The 17,873-nt window shown below is 70.5% G+C and carries 29 protein-coding genes; 28 read left to right on the top strand and 1 reads right to left on the bottom strand.

Features of this window, described 5'->3' with window-relative positions:
- Positions 1 to 17: 17 nt before the first annotated feature.
- Positions 18 to 233, bottom strand: a complete 216-nt coding sequence (locus OG331_RS32070) for a prevent-host-death family protein (protein ID WP_406202637.1) — start codon at positions 231 to 233, stop codon at positions 18 to 20.
- A gap of 102 nt (positions 234 to 335) precedes the next feature.
- Between OG331_RS32070 and OG331_RS32065 the strand changes: the two genes are divergently transcribed.
- From OG331_RS32065 to OG331_RS31930, 28 genes are all read left to right on the top strand, one after another.
- Positions 336 to 1,418, top strand: a complete 1,083-nt coding sequence (locus tag OG331_RS32065; protein ID WP_406202636.1) for a hypothetical protein — start codon at positions 336 to 338, stop codon at positions 1,416 to 1,418.
- Between the two features lie 89 nt (positions 1,419 to 1,507).
- Entirely contained in the window at positions 1,508 to 2,593 is a 1,086-nt protein-coding gene (locus OG331_RS32060) for a hypothetical protein (RefSeq protein WP_406202634.1), read from the top strand.
- A 16-nt stretch (positions 2,594 to 2,609) separates the two neighbouring features.
- The gene (locus OG331_RS32055; RefSeq protein ID WP_406202632.1) at positions 2,610 to 2,780 is read left to right on the top strand and encodes a hypothetical protein; all 171 of its coding nucleotides are present in this window, start codon (positions 2,610 to 2,612) and stop codon (positions 2,778 to 2,780) included.
- A 7-nt stretch (positions 2,781 to 2,787) separates the two neighbouring features.
- Positions 2,788 to 3,363, top strand: coding sequence for a hypothetical protein (locus OG331_RS32050; protein WP_406202630.1), 576 nt, complete (start codon positions 2,788 to 2,790; stop codon positions 3,361 to 3,363).
- Complete coding sequence (locus tag OG331_RS32045; RefSeq protein WP_406202628.1) at positions 3,360 to 3,869, top strand: hypothetical protein; 510 nt, start codon at positions 3,360 to 3,362, stop codon at positions 3,867 to 3,869. The genes OG331_RS32050 and OG331_RS32045 overlap by 4 nt, the downstream gene beginning before the upstream one ends.
- On the top strand, positions 3,866 to 4,519 hold the full coding sequence (locus OG331_RS32040; RefSeq protein WP_406202626.1) for a hypothetical protein: 654 nt from the start codon (positions 3,866 to 3,868) through the stop codon (positions 4,517 to 4,519). The genes OG331_RS32045 and OG331_RS32040 overlap by 4 nt, the downstream gene beginning before the upstream one ends.
- A 153-nt stretch (positions 4,520 to 4,672) precedes the next feature.
- Complete coding sequence (locus OG331_RS32035; protein WP_406202624.1) at positions 4,673 to 4,825, top strand: hypothetical protein; 153 nt, start codon at positions 4,673 to 4,675, stop codon at positions 4,823 to 4,825.
- Positions 4,826 to 4,892: 67 nt separating this feature from the next.
- Entirely contained in the window at positions 4,893 to 5,090 is a 198-nt protein-coding gene (locus OG331_RS32030; RefSeq protein WP_406202622.1) for a hypothetical protein, read from the top strand.
- Positions 5,090 to 5,239, top strand: coding sequence for a hypothetical protein (locus OG331_RS32025; protein WP_406202620.1), 150 nt, complete (start codon positions 5,090 to 5,092; stop codon positions 5,237 to 5,239). The genes OG331_RS32030 and OG331_RS32025 overlap by 1 nt, the downstream gene beginning before the upstream one ends.
- 451 nt (positions 5,240 to 5,690) lie before the next feature.
- A complete protein-coding gene (locus tag OG331_RS32020; protein WP_406202618.1) occupies positions 5,691 to 5,951 on the top strand; it encodes a hypothetical protein in 261 nt (86 codons plus the stop codon).
- A complete protein-coding gene (locus OG331_RS32015) occupies positions 5,936 to 6,097 on the top strand; it encodes a hypothetical protein (RefSeq protein ID WP_406202616.1) in 162 nt (53 codons plus the stop codon). The genes OG331_RS32020 and OG331_RS32015 overlap by 16 nt, the downstream gene beginning before the upstream one ends.
- The gene (locus tag OG331_RS32010; protein ID WP_406202614.1) at positions 6,094 to 6,390 is read left to right on the top strand and encodes an HNH endonuclease; all 297 of its coding nucleotides are present in this window, start codon (positions 6,094 to 6,096) and stop codon (positions 6,388 to 6,390) included. Before OG331_RS32015 ends, OG331_RS32010 begins: the two co-directional genes overlap by 4 nt.
- A 634-nt stretch (positions 6,391 to 7,024) precedes the next feature.
- Positions 7,025 to 7,606, top strand: coding sequence for a bifunctional DNA primase/polymerase (locus tag OG331_RS32005; protein ID WP_406202612.1), 582 nt, complete (start codon positions 7,025 to 7,027; stop codon positions 7,604 to 7,606).
- A gap of 51 nt (positions 7,607 to 7,657) precedes the next feature.
- Entirely contained in the window at positions 7,658 to 8,167 is a 510-nt protein-coding gene (locus tag OG331_RS32000; protein ID WP_406202610.1) for a hypothetical protein, read from the top strand.
- Positions 8,157 to 9,848, top strand: coding sequence for a Terminase (locus tag OG331_RS31995; protein WP_406202608.1), 1,692 nt, complete (start codon positions 8,157 to 8,159; stop codon positions 9,846 to 9,848). Before OG331_RS32000 ends, OG331_RS31995 begins: the two co-directional genes overlap by 11 nt.
- 19 nt (positions 9,849 to 9,867) lie before the next feature.
- On the top strand, positions 9,868 to 11,301 hold the full coding sequence (locus OG331_RS31990; protein WP_406202606.1) for a phage portal protein: 1,434 nt from the start codon (positions 9,868 to 9,870) through the stop codon (positions 11,299 to 11,301).
- The gene (locus OG331_RS31985) at positions 11,298 to 12,119 is read left to right on the top strand and encodes a hypothetical protein (protein ID WP_406202604.1); all 822 of its coding nucleotides are present in this window, start codon (positions 11,298 to 11,300) and stop codon (positions 12,117 to 12,119) included. Before OG331_RS31990 ends, OG331_RS31985 begins: the two co-directional genes overlap by 4 nt.
- 55 nt (positions 12,120 to 12,174) lie before the next feature.
- Positions 12,175 to 12,954 (top strand): hypothetical protein, encoded by a 780-nt coding sequence (locus OG331_RS31980; protein WP_406202602.1) that lies wholly within the window; start codon positions 12,175 to 12,177, stop codon positions 12,952 to 12,954.
- A 32-nt stretch (positions 12,955 to 12,986) separates the two neighbouring features.
- The gene (locus tag OG331_RS31975; protein WP_406202600.1) at positions 12,987 to 13,361 is read left to right on the top strand and encodes a head decoration protein; all 375 of its coding nucleotides are present in this window, start codon (positions 12,987 to 12,989) and stop codon (positions 13,359 to 13,361) included.
- A 15-nt stretch (positions 13,362 to 13,376) separates the two neighbouring features.
- Positions 13,377 to 14,411, top strand: coding sequence for a major capsid protein (locus OG331_RS31970; RefSeq protein WP_406202598.1), 1,035 nt, complete (start codon positions 13,377 to 13,379; stop codon positions 14,409 to 14,411).
- A 13-nt stretch (positions 14,412 to 14,424) separates the two neighbouring features.
- Positions 14,425 to 14,772, top strand: coding sequence for a hypothetical protein (locus tag OG331_RS31965; RefSeq protein ID WP_406202596.1), 348 nt, complete (start codon positions 14,425 to 14,427; stop codon positions 14,770 to 14,772).
- Between the two features lie 4 nt (positions 14,773 to 14,776).
- Positions 14,777 to 15,217 carry a hypothetical protein gene (locus tag OG331_RS31960; RefSeq protein WP_406202594.1) on the top strand — a complete coding sequence of 147 codons (441 nt, stop codon included), beginning with the start codon at positions 14,777 to 14,779 and terminating at the stop codon, positions 15,215 to 15,217.
- A complete protein-coding gene (locus tag OG331_RS31955; RefSeq protein ID WP_406202592.1) occupies positions 15,214 to 15,567 on the top strand; it encodes a hypothetical protein in 354 nt (117 codons plus the stop codon). Before OG331_RS31960 ends, OG331_RS31955 begins: the two co-directional genes overlap by 4 nt.
- A gap of 2 nt (positions 15,568 to 15,569) precedes the next feature.
- Positions 15,570 to 15,839 (top strand): hypothetical protein, encoded by a 270-nt coding sequence (locus OG331_RS31950; protein WP_406202590.1) that lies wholly within the window; start codon positions 15,570 to 15,572, stop codon positions 15,837 to 15,839.
- Positions 15,839 to 16,240 (top strand): hypothetical protein, encoded by a 402-nt coding sequence (locus OG331_RS31945; protein ID WP_406202588.1) that lies wholly within the window; start codon positions 15,839 to 15,841, stop codon positions 16,238 to 16,240. Before OG331_RS31950 ends, OG331_RS31945 begins: the two co-directional genes overlap by 1 nt.
- A gap of 70 nt (positions 16,241 to 16,310) precedes the next feature.
- Complete coding sequence (locus OG331_RS31940; RefSeq protein WP_406202586.1) at positions 16,311 to 16,961, top strand: phage tail protein; 651 nt, start codon at positions 16,311 to 16,313, stop codon at positions 16,959 to 16,961.
- 104 nt (positions 16,962 to 17,065) lie between these two features.
- Entirely contained in the window at positions 17,066 to 17,389 is a 324-nt protein-coding gene (locus tag OG331_RS31935) for a hypothetical protein (protein WP_406202584.1), read from the top strand.
- A gap of 53 nt (positions 17,390 to 17,442) precedes the next feature.
- A complete protein-coding gene (locus OG331_RS31930; RefSeq protein ID WP_406202582.1) occupies positions 17,443 to 17,871 on the top strand; it encodes a hypothetical protein in 429 nt (142 codons plus the stop codon).
- The last annotated feature ends 2 nt before the right edge of the window (positions 17,872 to 17,873 follow it).

Here is a 17,873-nt window from a genome sequence, read left to right as displayed (position 1 = left end):
AGTGGTGACGCGGCCGGCTACTTGGGCGCGTGCTGACTCAGGATCTCGACCGCTTTCTCGGGCCCGCCGACTTGCTCGACGAGCTCGCCGAGGTCGACGGGGACGAGCGCCACCTGCCGCTTACCCCGACTCGTGAGGTACCGCACGACCCGCAGCTTTCGGACCGTCGCAAGCAAGTCGCTCAGGTTCGCGCGCGCTTCGACGATCGGGTGATCCGTCGCGTTCTCGTCCATGCCGCTCACTTTATCAACGCGCCCTGATGCGCATGAAGACTTGATGTACATAAAGACGCGATGTACATTAGGGCGCAACACGATGCCCCGGGAGGCGCCGCAATGCAGATGCCGAAGTTCACGAAGATCACGACCGGCGGTCACCCCGCTTACCGCTTCGAACACGACGGGAAGACCTACAGGGCACACCGATACGCCTCGGGCGCCGGCGCGTGGAACGTCGACCGGATCGACGGCGACAAGCGCACGCCCGTTGTCCGCGGAAGGGACACCCGCGCGGCCGCCGTCGCCGCGGTGATCGACGCCCCCGCCGCCCGCACCGCTGCTGACTTCCCGAAGGGGACCCGCGTTGCGTCCCCCGAGGGGCGGCACGGAACGGTAAACGGTGTCGACGTCGGGCGCGTCACCCTGCCGGAACACCCCAACTACGGTCGCGAGTACATCGGCGTCGACTGGGACGCGGTCGAGGGTGACAAGGGATGCGGCCGGCGAGGTCGACCGTTCGTCGACGAGTTGACGCCCGTCGCTCCGCTGGACGGTCCCCGCGTGGGTGAGCGCGTCACGTACGCGGTCGGACGCCACACGGTGAACGCGACGGTTACGCGACTCCAGAACGACGCGGGGCACGTGGGCGTCGTCGTCGACGGTGACCAGACGGGCGCGGTACGCCCCGTCGCGGTCGCGCTGCTCGACGTGCACGCGCCGGACCTCGACGAGCTGCACGGGGACGCGCTCGCGATCGACCGACTGTATGACGTGGCCGCAGCAGCCTCGCCCGCCGAGCCGGTCAACGTGATCGACCGACTCGACGCCGTCGTACGTGCGGCCGCCGGCGTCTCCGGACCCGGTGAGTCGCCGATCAGGCAGAGCCCGCTCGACGCCGTCGACTTCGGCGAGCCGCGGTGTGTGCACGGGTTCTACGAGCGCCCCGAGGACCGTACGAAGCCCGTCGAGGCGTGCAAGACGAAGCAGCCGACCGCGAGCGTCGGTGTGCTCTCTGATGAGGGTTGCGTCGATCAATTCGACTGCGCGGTGCAGGCGTCGGACGCGGCCGCGCGCATGAACGCCGAAGAACAGCACCCCGCCGACGACCCGCTGTACCGCTGGGCGGTGCTGTGCACCGAGCACGAAGAGCAGCCGGCCGGCACATGCGAAGACTGCTTCACCGAGCCCGACGCCGGTTGACACAAAGCAGCCCGGCCGGTGATTGCAGCACCGGCCGGGCGCAGGACCCGCCCCCGCCCCCCTTGCGAGAGTGACAGGAAGCCTGATCCATGAAGAATCGTAGCCACCCGCCGGCGGACGAAACCCCGCCGCCGATGATCCCGGGCGTCCGGTACCGGCGCGTCAAGCGCCGGCGCATGGTGACGACGACAATCGACGGCGAGGCACGCCAGACACCCGAGAATTACTACGACTACGTGCCCGTGCCCCCGCGCGACTTCGACGGGGCGCTCATGATCGGTGTCGTCGTCGTCGCGGTCGCCGTCACCGCCCTGTCGATCACGTGGTCAACGGCCAGCATCGGCGATCTGCTTGCCTCGGTCGTCGTCGCCGGCATCGCGTACGGCGCCGCCGCGGTGTTCGACTCGGCATGGCTCGCGTGCATGGCGATCGAGTGGATCGAGCGTCACGACCAGCAGCGCGCGACGTACGCCCGGATCGCCGGATGGATCGCGCTCGCCGCCGCGGTCGCCGCGATCGTGGCGCACGGCTATGTGCGAGACGACCGCCCGGCCGGCTACATCGGGGGGTGTGTCTCGATCATCGCGAAGGGGCTATGGCTCGTCGTGATGCGGCATTACCGGGTGAAGCTCGGCGAGGGCGCGCAGTCGTGGCTGTCGCAGCGCCGGCAGGAGATCGCGACCGAGCGCGCGCTCAGTGTCGAGGTGCGGCGCCTCGAAGGCGCACGGGCGTATCACGCCGCGGTGTTCGGCCCGACTGCTGCGGTCGCGCAGCAGATCGCCGCGGCGCCGGCGCCGGCCGAGCTGCCGCATGATGCGCCCCCGCCGCAGGTGCCCGCCGCACCGCCGCACCGCGAGGCGCAGCACCCTGTACCGCCCGTCGCGCCGCACCCCGCGGACGAAGAGCCGCAGCGCCCCCGCGAGGACAAGCGAACCGTTCTCGACATCATCGACGAGACGGTCGACGCCGCCCTCGCCGTATCGGGGCTGTCGAAGGCCGATGCGGTGCGGCGCGTCCGTGATGTGCTGCCCGCGCTCAACTCCGCGCAGATCGCCGAGCACCTCACCCGCCGCGGGTGGGAGACGACCGACGGGTACGTGCGCACGGTCAACTCGCGCGACGCGCAGAAGCCGCAGCCGAGGACGAAGCCCGAGCCGAACGGTCCCTATCTGTAGCCCGAGGGGGCCCGCCGTGCTCGCCGTGTTCTTCGTCGCCTACTTCGCCGTCTCGACCGCCGGCGCGTTCGTCGGGCTCGTCCGCATCGCGCCCCGCCGCGCCCCTGGTCTGTACGCCGGCCCGGTCGCCGGAACGACCGGCGTCATTCTCACGTTTCTCGCGCTCGGCGCGAGCCTGTACCGCTGAGGAAGCCATGCCCAAAGAGGTCACCCCGAGCGCGGTCTATCCCGCCGGGACACCGATCCCGACCGCCCCGCCGCTGCCCGCGGCGCCGCACGGGACCCCGAACCTTCCCCCGTGGCGCACCGCCGCGCCGCCCCCGCCCCCTCCGACAGCCCCGACGACGCCCCCGCCCGTAGCGGCGCCCGACCCGGGCCCGATCGAGCATCACGTGACCGTCGAGCTCGTCTACCCCGAGCAGCCCGAGCCCGAGCCCGAGCCCGGCCGGTGGGAACGACTCTGGGGCTCGGTCACCGGGTTCGTGAGCCCGTGGAAAGCGGTCGGCGCCCTCGCCGCCGCAGTGATCCCGATCCCGTGGACCGGCTACAGCGCCGCCGTCACATGGGCGTACATGACGAGCGAGGCGCGCGAGATGCACCCCGCCTTCGGGTACGCGCTCGCGGCCGGCGCCTTCGCCATCGCCGTGCGGCGCTTCGTGCAGCGCCGCAGTCTGCTCGCACTGTGGGCAACGGCCGTGACGCTCTTCGGGTTCGTCGGCGCCGCCGACTGGTTCGACGTCGTCGTGATCATCACGGGGGTTCACCGATGAACGTCGCCGTCAACCTCGGCGGGGTCGCGGTCGGGCTCGCGATCCTGTGGCTCAACGTCCGGAAGTGGTGGAAGGGGAACAGAGACCCGAAGGAACTGATCCCCTACGGCGCCGGCTCGGCGCTCGGGTCGCTGTCGACGATCTGCGTCGGGGGCGCCCTCGGGTGGGGCGCCTCGGGCATCGCAGGTCTGTTCTCCAGCGTCGGCAGTAAGGGCGTTGAGACGACGACCGGTACGAGCGGCGCCGCAGCCATGCCGACGGGCCGCATGGGCGTACTGACGCCCGAGGGCGGCGTGATCACGTGCCTGATCCTGGTGGGCGTCGTCGTGCTGTACAAGTCGGCGGGCAAGCTCGAGAAGCGTCGGATCATGGGCGGGTTCGTGACCTTCGCGATCCTCGGATTCCTGCCCGGTGTCGCGGCGCTGCTCGGCTGGTGGCCCGACTCGGTCAACTGGGCCGGCGCGAAGGTGCTCGAGGTGCTCAGCCGAGGGGCTGATGCACTGTGAAGCAGCAGATCGCGAAGGCGGCCGCGAAGGTCGCCGCCCGCAACACCGACGGATGGCTCGCCGAGGGGAGCGAGGCCATATGGGAGCGCCTCGCCGACGGCGTGACCGGCTGGATTCGCGAGGGTAGGCGAGACGACCTCGAAGGGTGGCGAGCAGCGCTCGGGCCGCTCTTCCGGCTCGTCGTGGTCGGCGCGCTCGGGTATGGCGCGTGGGCGCTCGTCCGGCGCTTCCCGTGGCTGCTGTGGCTGCTGCTCGCCGGGCTCGTCGCGGCCGCGTGGAAATCGACTCACAAGCGCCCCGCCGAGGACGTCGACGAGCCGGCCGAGGACGAGCTCGCCGAGCAGTCCCCCGAAGAGCGCCGCGCGGCCGCCGAGCAAGCCTTCGTCGAGTACGTCGTCGCCTCGATCGGAGAGGCGAAGGGAGTGCACCTCTCGACCCTCGCCGAGGGGCTCGACAAGCCCGGGCTCTTGCCCGGTTGGGGAGTGGCCGAAGTGCGCGCGCAGTTGGGGGCGCTCAACATCCCCTGTCGGCGGTCCGTAAAGGTGCGCGACGCGGCCGGTAAGTGGGCGGTCGCGTGGGGGGTCCACCGGGACGACATTCCGGCTCTCAACACCCCTACCCCGACCGAGGACAGCGAGGCGGCCGCGTAGCGGTCTACCCCCCGGTCTACCTGCGGTTCTACCGCCGATCTACCTCGATCTACCCCCTTCTACCGGGGGTGTTCTACCCCGGGGCGGCCGACAGCTTGCCGGCATCCCGACCGCCCCGGGTCACCTATCCCAGAAGAGACAGGACGACCCATCATGCCTAAGTTCCGTCGCAGCGTCCCCATGTCCGAACTGCGCGACCAGATGACCGACGAGCAGAAGAAGCAGCACGAGACGACCTATCAGGCGAGCCGCGGCGGGTGGTTCAAGACCGCTGAAAAGCCCGTACCGGGCACCCCGCAGAAGTAGCGCACCGCGGCCGCCGCGCCCCGTCCGGGACTGCCGGACGGGGCGCCCGTACGAGAGGATCGGACCCATGGCGAAGAAGATCGAACACGAAGGCGCCGACGGGCCGATGACCCTCGACGAGCTGTCGGCGTTCGTCGCCGACGCGTACGGCAACGGCGCGCAGGGCGACGAGACGGTCGCGGCCGCGGTCACCCTGCGGGGCAAGCTGCGGTCGGTCAAGGTGAACGCACCGGTGCCGGCCGAGCGCCCCGGCGCCGAGCGCTGATGTACGCCGGGATCACGTCGGCCGAGGCGCTCGAGAACGTCGCGGCCGCGACAGCCGATGCACATCGCTGGGGAATGTCGTACGCCGAGCTGTACGGCGAGCAGCTCGTCGACCAGGACGAGCCCGAAGAGCCCGACTTCGCACGGTGATTCGTCGACGATTCGCAGCACTTTCGCCGAGGATTCGTCGACGATTCACGCGCGAAAAATCTGCGATCGCCGGACGAGTACGCAGGTCAACACGCTGTGTCCCCCGGGGACTCCCTCGGGACTACGCGCGCGCGTGCCCCTATCCACTCCACTCCCAAGAGGGGGCGGGCGTAGAGAGCAGACGTACCGCAACCCTCGCGCGCGAGCGCGCAACGCCCGCACGCCGTACGCGTCGTGACTTGACGTAAGCGATCACATGTCGCACCCTGGCCGAACAGACGACCCCTGCCCGGATACGGGCAGCACCCCCTCGACGCCCCCGCCGGCCCGGCCGCGGGGGCGCTCGCATTTCCACCCCCAGACACCGCGCAGTGCGGTACACACGATCAAGTGCGGGTTGCTGGCTGCGCCCCGTGCTGCGCGGCACACCTCCGGCCGAGAGGAACACGTGATGCGCGTACGCCTCACGGACGGGACACGCGAGGTCGAGATCAGGACCGACGGCACCGCGGACGACGCGCCGCTGCTGCGGCAGATCGAACGCACCGCCCGCCGGCTGCTCGACGCCATGCCCGCACCGCATCATGCGGCGCCGCAGCGCTTCGGGTTCGGCCGCGACCTCGACCGCATCGCGCTCGACTCCGTCGCCGAGCGCGCCGACCCCGAGCCCGACTTCGAGGACGAAGGAGACGACGAGTGCCGGACACGGTGACGCTCCCCGTACGCATCCGTGCCGGCGACGGACCCGAGACAGAGATCGGCACGATCGAGCTCGACGGACCCGACGCACGACCCGCACTCGCCGCTCTCTTCCGAGCTGCCGCCGACTACCTCGACCCGCAGGACCCCGACAGATGACCGGGGGTTGGCAAGGCAGTACCCGCCGCTTCGAACTACCCCCCGACTGGCCCGAGCTGCGCGCGCTCGTCCTCGCCCGAGACGAACACCGGTGCCGATGGCGCGAGGGCGGCACGGTGTGCGGACGCAGGGCGACGGACGTCGACCACATCACGCCCGGCAACGACCACAGCCTGACCAACCTTCAAGCCCTGTGCCACGAACACCACGCGATCAAGAGCTCGCGTGAGGGCAACGCCGCACCGCGCGTCACCCGGTGGCGACCGACCGAGCGTCATCCCGGTCTGCTGTAGGCGACGTACAAACCCGCAGGTCAACGGTTCGCAACTCTGCTGCGAGCGCCTCGATTTGATGAGCGACCGAGCAAGTACGAGACGGGCGACCAAATCGAGCACCGCACGCGCGAGTCGCAAGCCTCTGACCTGCGGATATGTGCAAGTCGGATCGCGGCCGCCGAGCTCGTCGACCGCCGATGACGACCGTTCATGACGACCAGCCGAGCCGGACCGTACGACAAGCCTCTGACCTGCGACTTTGCAGAGACATGCACAAACCCGCAGGTCAGAGCGCTGCGACGTACCAAATCGGAGCGCAGTTCTGCGAGGCACGACGAGATACCCGACGAGCAGCTCGTCGACGACCCGGACGAGCCGAGCACCCCGCCCCCCTGGGGGGTGACTCCCCTCCCCCCGCCCGTCTGGGCTCCGGGAGGTGCTGTGGCGCTCCGTGCGTATGAAACGCCGAGATTTGGGGGCACGGCGCCCCCTGGGCTGCCCGTAGGGGTGCGGGCAGGGGTCGGGGAGGCTGATTCGATGGCGCGGCGGGTGGGCACCGTACAGCGCCTCTCAGCCCCTCGACCCCAATCAACGATTGGTAAATGTGCAGGTCAGAGCGCTAAAAGCGTAACAACTGCGGTATCATAGAGGCATGCCGACGCCGACCTGCGAGCACTGCCCCGCCCCGCTGCCGATCACCGCGCGGCGCCACGCGAGGTACTGCTCGACGCGCTGCCGCATGGCGGCGCATCGCGCGCGGCGCCGCACCCTGCCGGGCGAGCTCACGAGCCGGCCGCGTTGGGTCCGGCGCACCTCGACGAAGGTCCCGGTCGCGGTGACCGGCGAGACGGCGAGCAGCACCGACCCCGAGACATGGTCGCGGTACAGCGACGCCGCGGCGAGCCGGGTCGGCGCCGGGCTCGGGTTCGTCCTCAACGGCGACGGCGTCGTGTGCCTCGACCTCGACCACTGCCTCTACGGCGACCGGGTCGCTCCGTGGGCGCAGCGCATTCTCGACGCCGCCGGCCCGACATGGGTCGAGCGGTCGGTGTCTGGCGACGGGTTGCACGTCTGGGGGCTCGGCGAGCTGCCGCACGGCCGGCGCATCACGGTCGGGACCGGGACGGTCGAGCTGTACGGCACGGGCCGGTACATCGCGGTCACGGGCGACACGTGGGGCGACGCACCTCGCCGGCTCGGCGACCTCGCCGAGGTCATTGACCGACTGCTGTAGCGACTCCCGACACGGGCGCGCTGCGGCGTACCCGACACGGGAGGTAGACCGATGGCAGTCACGGGGCGCAAGCCGAAGGACGGGCCGAAGCGCAACCGAGTCGCCGCGGTGCACGACTGGATCACCGTCGTCGACCAGCCGTACGACGGCGAGCGGCCGAAGCTGCCGCGGGCCCGGCGGGTCGAGTGGACCGACCGCGAGCTCGGCCGGCAATCCGAGATGCAGCCGTTGCAGTCCCTCACGGCGAAGTGGTGGGACCGCATCGCTTCCATGCCGCACTGTGTGCTGTGGTCGGATGCCGACTGGCAGTACGCCGTGACGACGGCGCTCGTCGCCGACGCCGTGTTCGCCGGCGACGTCCGGCTCGCCGGCGAGCTGCGGCAGCGCGAGCGCGTGCTCGGCACGACCCTCGACGCCCGGCGTGATCTCCGCATCCGGTACGTTCCGCTCGAGGACGACCAGGCCGAGGACGAGCCGGCCGCGCAGGGCGAAACGTCGCGGCCGCGCCCGGTCACGCGGCTGTCGGAGCGTCGGGCCCGGCTGACGACCGATGCCCCGTGAGCTTGTCCGCGCACCGGAGCATGACCGACACCGCTCGCTAGGGTGGCTCGCCCTCGCGTGGAAAGAGCATTTCTGCGTTCACGGGCCCGGCGACATTCAAGGCCGGCCGCTCGACCCGGACGACCCCGACGGCATCCCGCTCGACGACGAGCTCGCCGCCCTCACGGTTGACGCCTACGCCCTCGACGGGTCCGGGCGCCGGCTGTACGACTCGGCGTTCTTCAGTCGGGCGAAGGGGCGCGACAAGTCGGGGACCGCCGGGCGGTTCGTGCTCTTCGAGGCGTTCGGCCCATGCCGGTTCGCGGGGTTCGCCGAGGGCGGCGAGGTCTACCGGTGGCGCGACTTCGAGTACGTCTATGAGCCGGGCGAACCGATGGGGCGCCCGGTCACGTACCCGTTCATTCGCTGTCTGGCCACGGAGGAAAGCCAGGCCGGCAACACGTACGACAACGTCCTCTTCAATCTCACCGACGGGCCGCTCGGCGAGGACTTGCCCGGCGACGCCGCGGGCGTGACCCGGATCATCCTTCCCGACGGCGGCGAGATCGTCCCGTCGACGGCGTCCAACGCTGCGAAGGACGGCGGTAAAGAGAGCTTCGTCGTGTTCGACGAGACTCACCTGTACGTGCTGCCCGAGCTGCGGCGCATGTACGACACGGTGCGCCGCAACCTGGGCAAGCGTAAGGACGCCTCGCCCTGGTCGCTCGAGACGTCGACGATGTACGCGCCGGGCGCCGGCAGCGTCGCCGAAGAGACGCACCTGTACGCGAAGCTCATTCGCGAGGGAAAGACACGCACGGCTCGGCTGCTCTTCGATCACCGGTCCGGGTTCGAGGGCGTCGACCTCACCGACGAGTGCGCGGTGCGCGAGTCGCTCGTCGAGTCGTACGGCGACTTCGCCGGCGTGATGGATCTCGACCGGCTCGTGAACGAGATCTTCGACCCGCGCAACTCGCCTTCGGACAGCCGGCGGTACTTCTTCAACCTCGCCGAGGCGGCCGCCGACGCGTGGCTCGCCGAGCCCGAGCTCATTGCCGTGAGCGACCTCGACAAGGTCGTCGCCGACGGCGAGATGATCACGCTCGGGTTCGACGGGTCGAGGAAGCGCTCGCGAAAAGTTACGGACGCGACGGCGCTGATCGGCTGCCGCGTGAGCGACGGTCACCTCTTCGAGCTCGGGGTGTGGGAGCAACCGGCCGGCGCCGCGGGTGAGAACTGGGAGGTGCCGAAAGCCGAGGTACTCGCCGCGGTCGAGGACGCCTTCGCACGGTTCAACGTCGTCGGGTTCTACGCCGACCCGGCGAAGTGGCAAGAGCACGTGATGGGTTGGGAAGCGCGGTACGGCAACCGGCTCGAGGTCAAGGCGAGCCGCACACACCCCGTCGAGTGGTGGATGACCGGCGGCCGCGCGATACAGATCGTGCGGGCAACGCAGCGCCTACTCGACGCGATCCTCGAGCGCGAGATGACCTATGACGGGTCGTACGCACTGACCCGGCATTTCCTCAACGCCCGGCGCCGCGAGGGGCGTACCGGCATACAGATCATGAAGGAAAACCCCGACTCCCCCCGGAAGATCGACGCCGCGGTCGCCTCGATCCTCGCGTTCGAGGCTCGGTCGCAAGCGGTCGCGCAGGGGCTCGCCGAAAAGGCCGAGCCGATGGGCGGGTTCACGTTCTGACAGCCCGAGAGGGGGCGACGTGCTGAGCGACGAGACCGAGTCTCCCGACTGGTGGCTGCTGCGCCTCGGGCGTCAACTGCGGGACCGACAGCCGCAGCTCGATTACTGGTGGGACGAGTACAAGGGCAACCACAAGTTGCCCGAGCTGCCGCGGAACGTCGGCGAGGCGTTCCGCGAGTTTCAGCGGAAGTCGCGGACTAACTTCCTGGGCACCGTGGCGAACGCGCCCGTGCACCGACTGCGCGCCCTCGGGATCACCGACGGCGAGGGGAACCCGGACGACGACGCCGCCCGGTGGTGGCAGCTCAACCGGCTCGACAGCCGGCAGAAGCAGGTGTACCGGGTCGCCCTGTCGCAGTCGGTCGGGTACATGATCGTCGGACCGCACCCGCGGCAGACCGAAGAGAACGGTCGGCCGGCGCCGCTCATCACGGCCGAGTCACCGAGCGAGTGCATCGTCGAGCACGACCCGGCGACCGGCGAGCGCCGCGCCGGGCTCAAGGCTTGGTACGACGACGTCGCCCGGGTCGGCCGCGCCACGGTGTATCTCCCCGACCGGCTCGTGCGGTACGTGACGAAGCAGCGCGGGCCCGGCCGGCTGCCGTGGGGGCGGCAGGCATGGGAGCGCGACGGCGACGAGACAGAGCACGACCTCGGCGCGCTGCCGATGGTCGACTTCCCGTGTCGGCCCGACCTCGGCGAGGACCCCGAACCGGAATTCGCCGGCGTGATCGACATTCAGGACCGGCTCAACCTCGGCGTACTCAACCGGATGACCGCCGGCCGCTATGCGGCGTTCCGGCAGAAGTACGTCACCGGTCACAAGTTCCGGAAGCGCACGGACCCGATGACCGGGCTCGAGGTCGTCGAGCAGCCCTTCGTTCCGAGCCCGTCCGCGGTGTGGGCGAGCGAGGGCGAAAACGTCAAGTTCGGGCAGCTCGACGCGACCGACCTGTCGGGGTTCCTCAAGGAACACGAAGCGGACATACGCAACCTTCTGTTGATCAGCAACACCCCCGCGTACTACTTCGCGACCGACCTGATCAACATCGGCGCCGACACGGTGCAGGCGCTCGACGTGCTGCACCTCGCGAAGGTCGGCGAACACATGTCGTTCTTCGGCGAGGCGCTCGAGGACGTCATGACTCTGTGCGCCGCGCAGGCCGGCGTCGAGCGCGACTTCACCGAGGCCGAGGTGCGTTGGGCCGACCCGAGGCAGCTCAACCCGGCCGTACTCGCCGACGCCGCGACGAAGAAGAAGGCGATCGGCTACCCGCTCGCCGTGCTCGCCGAGGACATGGGCGAGTCGCCGCAGCGCGTACGCCGGATCGCTGCCGGCGCCGCGGCCGACGCGCTGCTCGGCGCTTCGCTGCTGCCGACGCAGCAGCCCGGCGCGGCCGCGGGCACCGGGACCGACCCGGCCGCCGGGACCGGAACGGGTAACGCCGCATGAGCGAGGCCGTGCAAGAGGCGCTCTCGCAGCAGTACGACGCGATCACGGGCCGACTGCGCGAGCGGCTGCTCGCCTTCGTCCTCGGCGCCTTCGAGTCCCTCGGCAACTACCGGGACGCCGACGCCGCCGGGTTCGTCGAGCAAGTGCTGCCCGTTGTCCTCGGCGCGCAGCAACAGATCGGCGCGCTCACCGACGCCTACCTCGCGACCATGGTCGCCGACATGTTCGGCGGCGCCGCGGCGCCGGCCGGCGTGAAGCTCGCCGACGACCTGCGCGGGGTGCCGGCGGCCGAGGTGTACGCCCGGCCGTTCGCCACGGTGTGGACCGCCCTCGGCGAAGGGCGCGACATGACCGAGGCGGTCGGGCTCGGCCGCAATCGGCTGCGGTCGGTCACCGACACCGATTTGCAGCTCGCTCGCACGCACGCCGCGCGGCAGAGCATGCGGCGCAGCCGGGCGAAGTTCTACCGGCGCCGGCTGTCGGGGTCGAAGAACTGCGCGTTGTGCGTGCTCGCGTCGACGCAGCGGTACCGGGTCGAGAAGTTGATGCCGATTCACCCGGGCTGCCACTGCAAGCCGGTGCCGATCCCGGGCGACCGGGACCCCGGGCAGATCATCGACGAGCGGCTGCTCGAGGACGCGCACGACGCGATCGCGCGCACCGTCGGGCAGTCGGACCGCGGCGGGCGAGCGCCCGACTACCGCGAGATCATCATCACCCGCGAACACGGCGAGATCGGCCCGTTGTTGGCCGTGCGCCGTCATGAGTTCACCGGGCCGAAGGACGTCGGGCCGACCGACGTCGTCGACACGGACTGACGCGCCGACACGGCGCACCAATCGCTCACCCTCACCCGACACGGGAGACACCACCATGCGCACGCGCACTCTGCCCCGTCATGCCCGTACCGGGCTGCTCGCCGTTGGTTGGCGTAAGGCTCGCCCGCATCAGGGCGAGAACGCCGGCGAGCTGTACCCGGTGTGGCCGATCCTCGGCGGCGCCCCCGATGACGGGGACGGCGACGGCGACGAAGGTGACGACCAGGACGACGACGGCGACGGGTCCGACACGGACGACGACGGCGACGACTGGTCAGAGATCGTCAAGGGCTGGAAGGCCGAGGGGCTCAACCCCGGGCAGATCAAGGCCCGGCTCGAGGCTTCCCGCAAGTGGGAGGACCGCGCGAAGAAGAACAAGGGTGCCGCGGACGAGCTCGCCAAGCTGAAGCGCGAGGGCATGAGCGACACCGAGGCGGCAGTCGCCGCGGCACGCGCCGAAGAGCGCGTAAAGGGCGGCGAGCGCATCGCGAAGTCGGCATTCCTCGCGGCCGCGAAGGGCCGGATCGCCAACCCGCAGGACGTCGTCGACGAGATCAACCTGTCGAAGTACGTCGACGACGACGGCGAGGTCGACGACGACGCGATCGCCGAGCTCGTCGACAAGCTCGCCCCGAAGCAGTCCGACAAGGACGACGGCGACGACGACGAAGGCGACGACGAGCGCGACACGCGCCGCGGCCGCCGGGGCAACGGCGACCGCCGAGGGTTCGACCAGGGCGCGCGCGGCGGCCGCTCGAGCCGCAAGCGGCAGAGCAGCGTCGCAGCCGGCCGTGACCTGTGGGCCGAGAAGCACGGCAAGAAGACCAACACCTGACACCGGGAGTCTCCCCGATGAACCTTGCACCCGTGACCGAGACCTTCGGTCAAGACGATCAGTCGTGGCTCGCGTCCGCGCACGGTACGGACACCGCGAAGCCGCTCACCCTCGACACGTCGGCGTTCGTGCCGGCGACCCACTACCCGAACGGCTACTTCCCGAGCGGTCTGCCCCTGGGCAAGATCACCGCGACGGGGCTGTACGGGCCCTACGACAACACGGCGGCCGACGGGCGCGAGGTGCTCGCCGGGTTCCTGTTCACCGCCGTCTCGGCGCCGTCCGTCAACACGGTCGACCCGCAGGGCGCGCTCTTCTGGCACGGCGCGGTCGTCGAGGCCAAGCTGCCTCGGCCCGTCGACGCCGCCGGAAAGACCGACGTCGCCGGCTACATCAAGTTCTTCTGAGAGGGGTGATCACCCATGCTGATCAATGCTGACTACATCACCCCCGCCGAGCTCACCGGCTACGTGCGAGCGGGTGCGGCCGACCTCGCGGCGAATCAGTTCACGCTCGCCCGGTGGCTGCCGAACAACGCGATCGACGATCTCGAGTACCGCTTCACGAGCGGCGGCGAGGGACTGGTCGAGGCGGCGACGTTCCGGTCGTACGACGCCGAGTCGCCGATCGCATCGCGGCCGGGCATCAAGCGCGTGACCGGCGAGCTCCCGCCGATCTCCCGCAAGATCAGGCTCGGCGAGTACGACCGGCTGCGGCAGCGCCGGCTCGACGGACAGGTGCGCAACGCGCTGATGCGCGACGGGCTGCGCATGACGCGGGCGGTGTCCGCGCGTATGGAGCTCGCCCGCGGCGAAGCGCTGTACAAGGGCAAGCTCGAGCTCGCCGAGAACGGCGTGATTGCGACCGTCGACTTCGGCCGCAAGGGTGCGCACACGGTCGTACCGTCCGTCGCGTGGACCGACCCGGCCGCCGAGATCCTCGCTGATCTGCTCGCGTGGAAGGCGGTGTACGTCGACAGCAACGGCGAGGCGCCCGGCGCGATCCTGACGAGCGAGCGGGTCGTCGCGCTGATGATGCGGAACGACGAGCTGCGCGCCCTGGTGTACGCCGGCGGCGTCTCGCAGCCTTCGGTCGTCTCGATCTCTTCGATCAACGAGGTACTTCGGGCGTACGGGCTGCCGCCGATCTCGACGTACGAAGCGCGCGTGCGCGTGGGCGGCGTCACGACCCGCGTGATCCCCGACGACCGGGTGCTGCTGCTGCCCGCCGCGGGCGACGCGAACGACCCCGAGTCGACCGACCTCGGCGCCACTCTGTGGGGCACGACCGCCGAGTCGCTCGACGGCGATTACGGGATCGAGGACGGCGAAGAGCCGGGCATCGTCTCGGGCGTCTACAAGGACGACGACCCGCCGGCGCTGTGGACGAAGGCAGCCGCGATCGGTCTGCCGGTATTGGCGAACCCCGACCTGACGTTCTGTGCCGACGTCGCCTGAGAGGGGTGATCGCATGAGCAGCACGAAGCAGCTCGTCGCGTACGTGCACGTGCGGGACCTCGGCGGCCGCTCGGTGGCCTTCGGTCCCGGCGAGGACGTCCCGGCGTGGGCCCGGAAGCAGATCACGAACCCGAAGGCGTGGGGCGACGTCGAGCCGGCCGACTCTTCGCAGGCCGAGGCGACCTCGCCCGCGGGCACGGGCGACACGCTCGAGGCACCCCCGCGGACGGGCAAGGGGTCGGGCGTCGAGGTATGGCGCGACTTCGCCGCGCGCAAGGGCGTCGACGTCGACCAGGACGCGACCCGCGAGCAGATCATCGCGGCGAGCGAGGCGGCCGGCGTCGTGCCGCGAGAGGAGTAGAGGCATGGCGGCGTACGCGACCGTCGAGGACTACGAAGCTCGCGCCGCCGTCTCTCTCACCGGGGCGAAGCGCTCGCAGGTCGAGGCGTACCTCGACGACGCGTCGGCGCTGATGCGCCGGCATATCCCGGACGGGTACGAGCCGGACCCGGCGACGCTCAAGGCGATCGCGGTCGCCGTTGCGCGCCGGGTCATGGCCAACCCGGGCGGGTACCGGCAGAGGTCGATCGGGCAGTACGCCGAGACGCTCGGCGAGAACGGCGGTCTGTACCTCACGTCGGACGAGATCGCTCTGTTGCAGCCCGAGACGCTCGACGACCCGGACGCCGACGCCGCGTACTCCGTAGGGCTGCGCGACGACGGGCTGCCGGGTTGGCGCCGGGACCCGTGGCCGCACAGCTCGCCGGACCCGTCCGCCGGTTTCTGGGCCGGTGGTGTGTGGTGATCGGCGACGATCTGCTGCCGCACCTGGTCGACGTCGAGCAGCCCGGCCGGAAGACCGACCGGTACGGCAACGACGTCGACGACTGGTCGGCGTCGACGCATACCGCGGTCAACGCATGGATGCAGCAGAACACCGGCGCCGAGGACACCGACGGACGGAACGCGCAGATCGGCGAATGGCTCATGATCTGCAACCCGGTCGACGTCGACGGCAACCCGCTCACGGTGCGCGGCGAAGCGCGCGTGCATTGGGGCGGGCTCGACTTCGAGGTGATCGGACCGCCGGGCCCGGCGTACGAGCCGAGCGAGCTGCACCACTTCGAGATACGGCTCAAGACAGTCGAGGGGTGATCATGGCTCGACCGTCGTTCCGGCCCAACCGGGCGAACATCGCGACGTTTCTCAAGGCGCCCGAGACGCGCCGGCTGATCGAGCGGAAGGCACGGGCGACAGAGTCCGCGGCCGCCGCGGCGAGCTCGGCCGACGGGCTGTTTCGCGTCGACGTGCAGACCGAAGAGCACCGCGTGCGCGCCGCGGTGATCGGTGACTACTCGACCGCCGACCCCGAGGTGTCGCGCGAGGCGCTGCTGCGCGGTCTGGACGGTGCGAGGGGCGTCGACTGATGCCGGCGCCGATCGTGTTCCCGGACGCCGCCGAGCTCGTCGCCACCTATCTACGGGAAGAGCTCGCCGCGCACGGGCAGCCGGTGCGCGTCGTCACCCGCGTACCGAACCCCCGGCCGGCCGCCTTCGTCCGCGTGAAGCGCATCGGCGGCGCCCGGCTCGACGTCGTCACCGACCGGCCGCGGCTCGACGTGCACGCGTGGGGCGACGACGACGAAGCGGCACACGACCTGATGCAGATCACGCGCGCGCTGCTGCTCGCGATCCCCGGATGGCGGGGCGCGGCCGCGTACGACGTCGCCGAGGTCGGCGGGCCCAACGAGCTGCCCGACCCCGAGACGTCGTCGCCGCGGTACGCCTTCGCAGTCGAGGTGTCTCTGCGGGGCAAGCGCCTCGCCTGATCAGGACTCACCCGCCCCCGACCGCACCCTCGGACCGTCCGGCGGCCGGGGGTTTCTCCATGGAGGGACCATGACCACACCGACGCCGCCCGTCCTCGACGACGGGCTGCGGAACAACTTGATCCGCAAGCAGCTCATGCAGGTGATCTATGCCGCGGACTACTCCGCGGCCGCGGTCGCCTCTCCCTTCGACTCGGCGACCGGCGCGCTCGTCGCGCTGCCGACCGGTTACGTCCCGGTGGGCTACACGTCGGACGATGGACTCACTTTCACAGCCGATCTGTCCATGGCCGACACGACGTCGTCGCAGTCGACCGAGCCGACCCGGTCGGACGTCGAAAGCGAGGTGCTGACCGGGCAGTACGTGCCGCAGGAGACGAACGCGGCGACCGTGTCCATGTACAAGGGGCTTCCCCTGTCGGGTACCGGCGCGCTGCCGGCGATCGGCGAAGCGTGGGCAATGACGCGCCCGGCCGTGCCGAAGGTCCCGTACTACCGGCTGCTTTTCATCGGCGTCGACTACGGCGACGACGGCGGCGAGATCTACATCGTCAAGCACTACCCGAAGGCCCGGGTCACCTCGAAGGACGATCAGCAGTGGGCCCGGTCGACTGAGACGCAGTGGCCCGTCACCGTGCAGGCGTACCGCGATCCGGTGCTCAAGACAGCCGAGAAGGAATGGGTCGACGGTCCGGGCTGGCGCGCGCTCGCCGCCCCGTGACGGACCCCCACAGACGGGCGAGGGACGGCGGTTCTGGGTGAGCCCCTCCGTCCCTCGCCCTTCGCATGCTCACCCGCAGCTCACCCGAGGAAGAGAGCACGATCATGTCGAAGCCCAACAAGGCCCGTTACAAGCTGTCGGCCGTCAAGCGGTCGTACTCCGAAGCGGTCGGCGGCGAGCTCGTCGAGGTCGAGACGGACGACGGGAAGGTGTTCACGTTCCCGCACCCGCTCTTCACCGACGACGACACCGCTCGCGCGATCGACGCCGCCGAGGGCGACACCGGCAAGGCGCGCGTTCTGCTCGGCGAGAGTTACGACGACTTCGTGAAGAGCGGCGGCGAGGCGAACACGCTGATGCTGGTCTACGTCGCCGCGCGGTCTGAGATGCAGGACACCCTCGGCCGGCACCGCCCTACCAAGAGGTAGGCGAGGACGGCGACGCCGAGCTCGACGAGCTCGACGAGCCGCTCGCCTACACCGTGCTCGACGTCCTCGGGGACGAGCCCGAGGCCGTCGAGGCGGACCTGATCGCACGGTACCCGGGCTACGGCCGGGGCGGTCCCCTCGCGGCGTTCTGGCGCGGCGAGATCACGCTGCGGCTGCTGCGCGTCATGGTCGAGCATCTGCCGCCCGACTCGGCGACCGCGCGCGCGAAGCGCGGTCACGACTGGCAGCACGTCGACTTCGCCGCGCAGGACACGGCCGATCTGCTCGCGCTGCTCGTGACGCAATTCGCCAACGCGCACCGCGACCCGAAGAAGTACCCCAACCCGCTGCCGCTGCCCGAGCCGGGTTGGCGGCCGGGCGACCCGCTGCCCGACGACCAGGCCGCGGCCGAGGACGAGCGCCGGGCGACAGCCCGAGACGCGTACGTGCGCATCACGCAACAGCTCATCCCCGGGGGGTGATC

Source organism: Streptomyces sp. NBC_01017, from assembly GCF_045162795.1.
GTDB classification, from domain to species: Bacteria; Actinomycetota; Actinomycetes; order Streptomycetales; family Streptomycetaceae; genus Streptomyces; species Streptomyces machairae.
This window is presented reverse-complemented; position numbering and strand designations above follow the sequence as displayed.

Coding starts and splice junctions, on each gene's coding strand:
- OG331_RS31970 (WP_406202598.1), top strand. CDS start 13,377: ATGCTGATCAATGCTGACTACATCACCCCCGCCGAGCTCACCGGCTAC.
- OG331_RS32035 (WP_406202624.1), top strand. CDS start 4,673: ATGCCTAAGTTCCGTCGCAGCGTCCCCATGTCCGAACTGCGCGACCAG.
- OG331_RS31985 (WP_406202604.1), top strand. CDS start 11,298: ATGAGCGAGGCCGTGCAAGAGGCGCTCTCGCAGCAGTACGACGCGATC.
- OG331_RS32050 (WP_406202630.1), top strand. CDS start 2,788: ATGCCCAAAGAGGTCACCCCGAGCGCGGTCTATCCCGCCGGGACACCG.
- OG331_RS31935 (WP_406202584.1), top strand. CDS start 17,066: ATGTCGAAGCCCAACAAGGCCCGTTACAAGCTGTCGGCCGTCAAGCGG.
- OG331_RS32025 (WP_406202620.1), top strand. CDS start 5,090: ATGTACGCCGGGATCACGTCGGCCGAGGCGCTCGAGAACGTCGCGGCC.
- OG331_RS32005 (WP_406202612.1), top strand. CDS start 7,025: ATGCCGACGCCGACCTGCGAGCACTGCCCCGCCCCGCTGCCGATCACC.
- OG331_RS31980 (WP_406202602.1), top strand. CDS start 12,175: ATGCGCACGCGCACTCTGCCCCGTCATGCCCGTACCGGGCTGCTCGCC.
- OG331_RS32020 (WP_406202618.1), top strand. CDS start 5,691: ATGCGCGTACGCCTCACGGACGGGACACGCGAGGTCGAGATCAGGACC.
- OG331_RS32010 (WP_406202614.1), top strand. CDS start 6,094: ATGACCGGGGGTTGGCAAGGCAGTACCCGCCGCTTCGAACTACCCCCC.
- OG331_RS31965 (WP_406202596.1), top strand. CDS start 14,425: ATGAGCAGCACGAAGCAGCTCGTCGCGTACGTGCACGTGCGGGACCTC.
- OG331_RS32030 (WP_406202622.1), top strand. CDS start 4,893: ATGGCGAAGAAGATCGAACACGAAGGCGCCGACGGGCCGATGACCCTC.
- OG331_RS31940 (WP_406202586.1), top strand. CDS start 16,311: ATGACCACACCGACGCCGCCCGTCCTCGACGACGGGCTGCGGAACAAC.
- OG331_RS31945 (WP_406202588.1), top strand. CDS start 15,839: ATGCCGGCGCCGATCGTGTTCCCGGACGCCGCCGAGCTCGTCGCCACC.
- OG331_RS31960 (WP_406202594.1), top strand. CDS start 14,777: ATGGCGGCGTACGCGACCGTCGAGGACTACGAAGCTCGCGCCGCCGTC.
- OG331_RS32060 (WP_406202634.1), top strand. CDS start 1,508: ATGAAGAATCGTAGCCACCCGCCGGCGGACGAAACCCCGCCGCCGATG.
- OG331_RS32045 (WP_406202628.1), top strand. CDS start 3,360: ATGAACGTCGCCGTCAACCTCGGCGGGGTCGCGGTCGGGCTCGCGATC.
- OG331_RS31995 (WP_406202608.1), top strand. CDS start 8,157: ATGCCCCGTGAGCTTGTCCGCGCACCGGAGCATGACCGACACCGCTCG.
- OG331_RS31950 (WP_406202590.1), top strand. CDS start 15,570: ATGGCTCGACCGTCGTTCCGGCCCAACCGGGCGAACATCGCGACGTTT.
- OG331_RS32070 (WP_406202637.1), bottom strand. CDS start 233: ATGGACGAGAACGCGACGGATCACCCGATCGTCGAAGCGCGCGCGAAC.
- OG331_RS32065 (WP_406202636.1), top strand. CDS start 336: ATGCAGATGCCGAAGTTCACGAAGATCACGACCGGCGGTCACCCCGCT.
- OG331_RS32000 (WP_406202610.1), top strand. CDS start 7,658: ATGGCAGTCACGGGGCGCAAGCCGAAGGACGGGCCGAAGCGCAACCGA.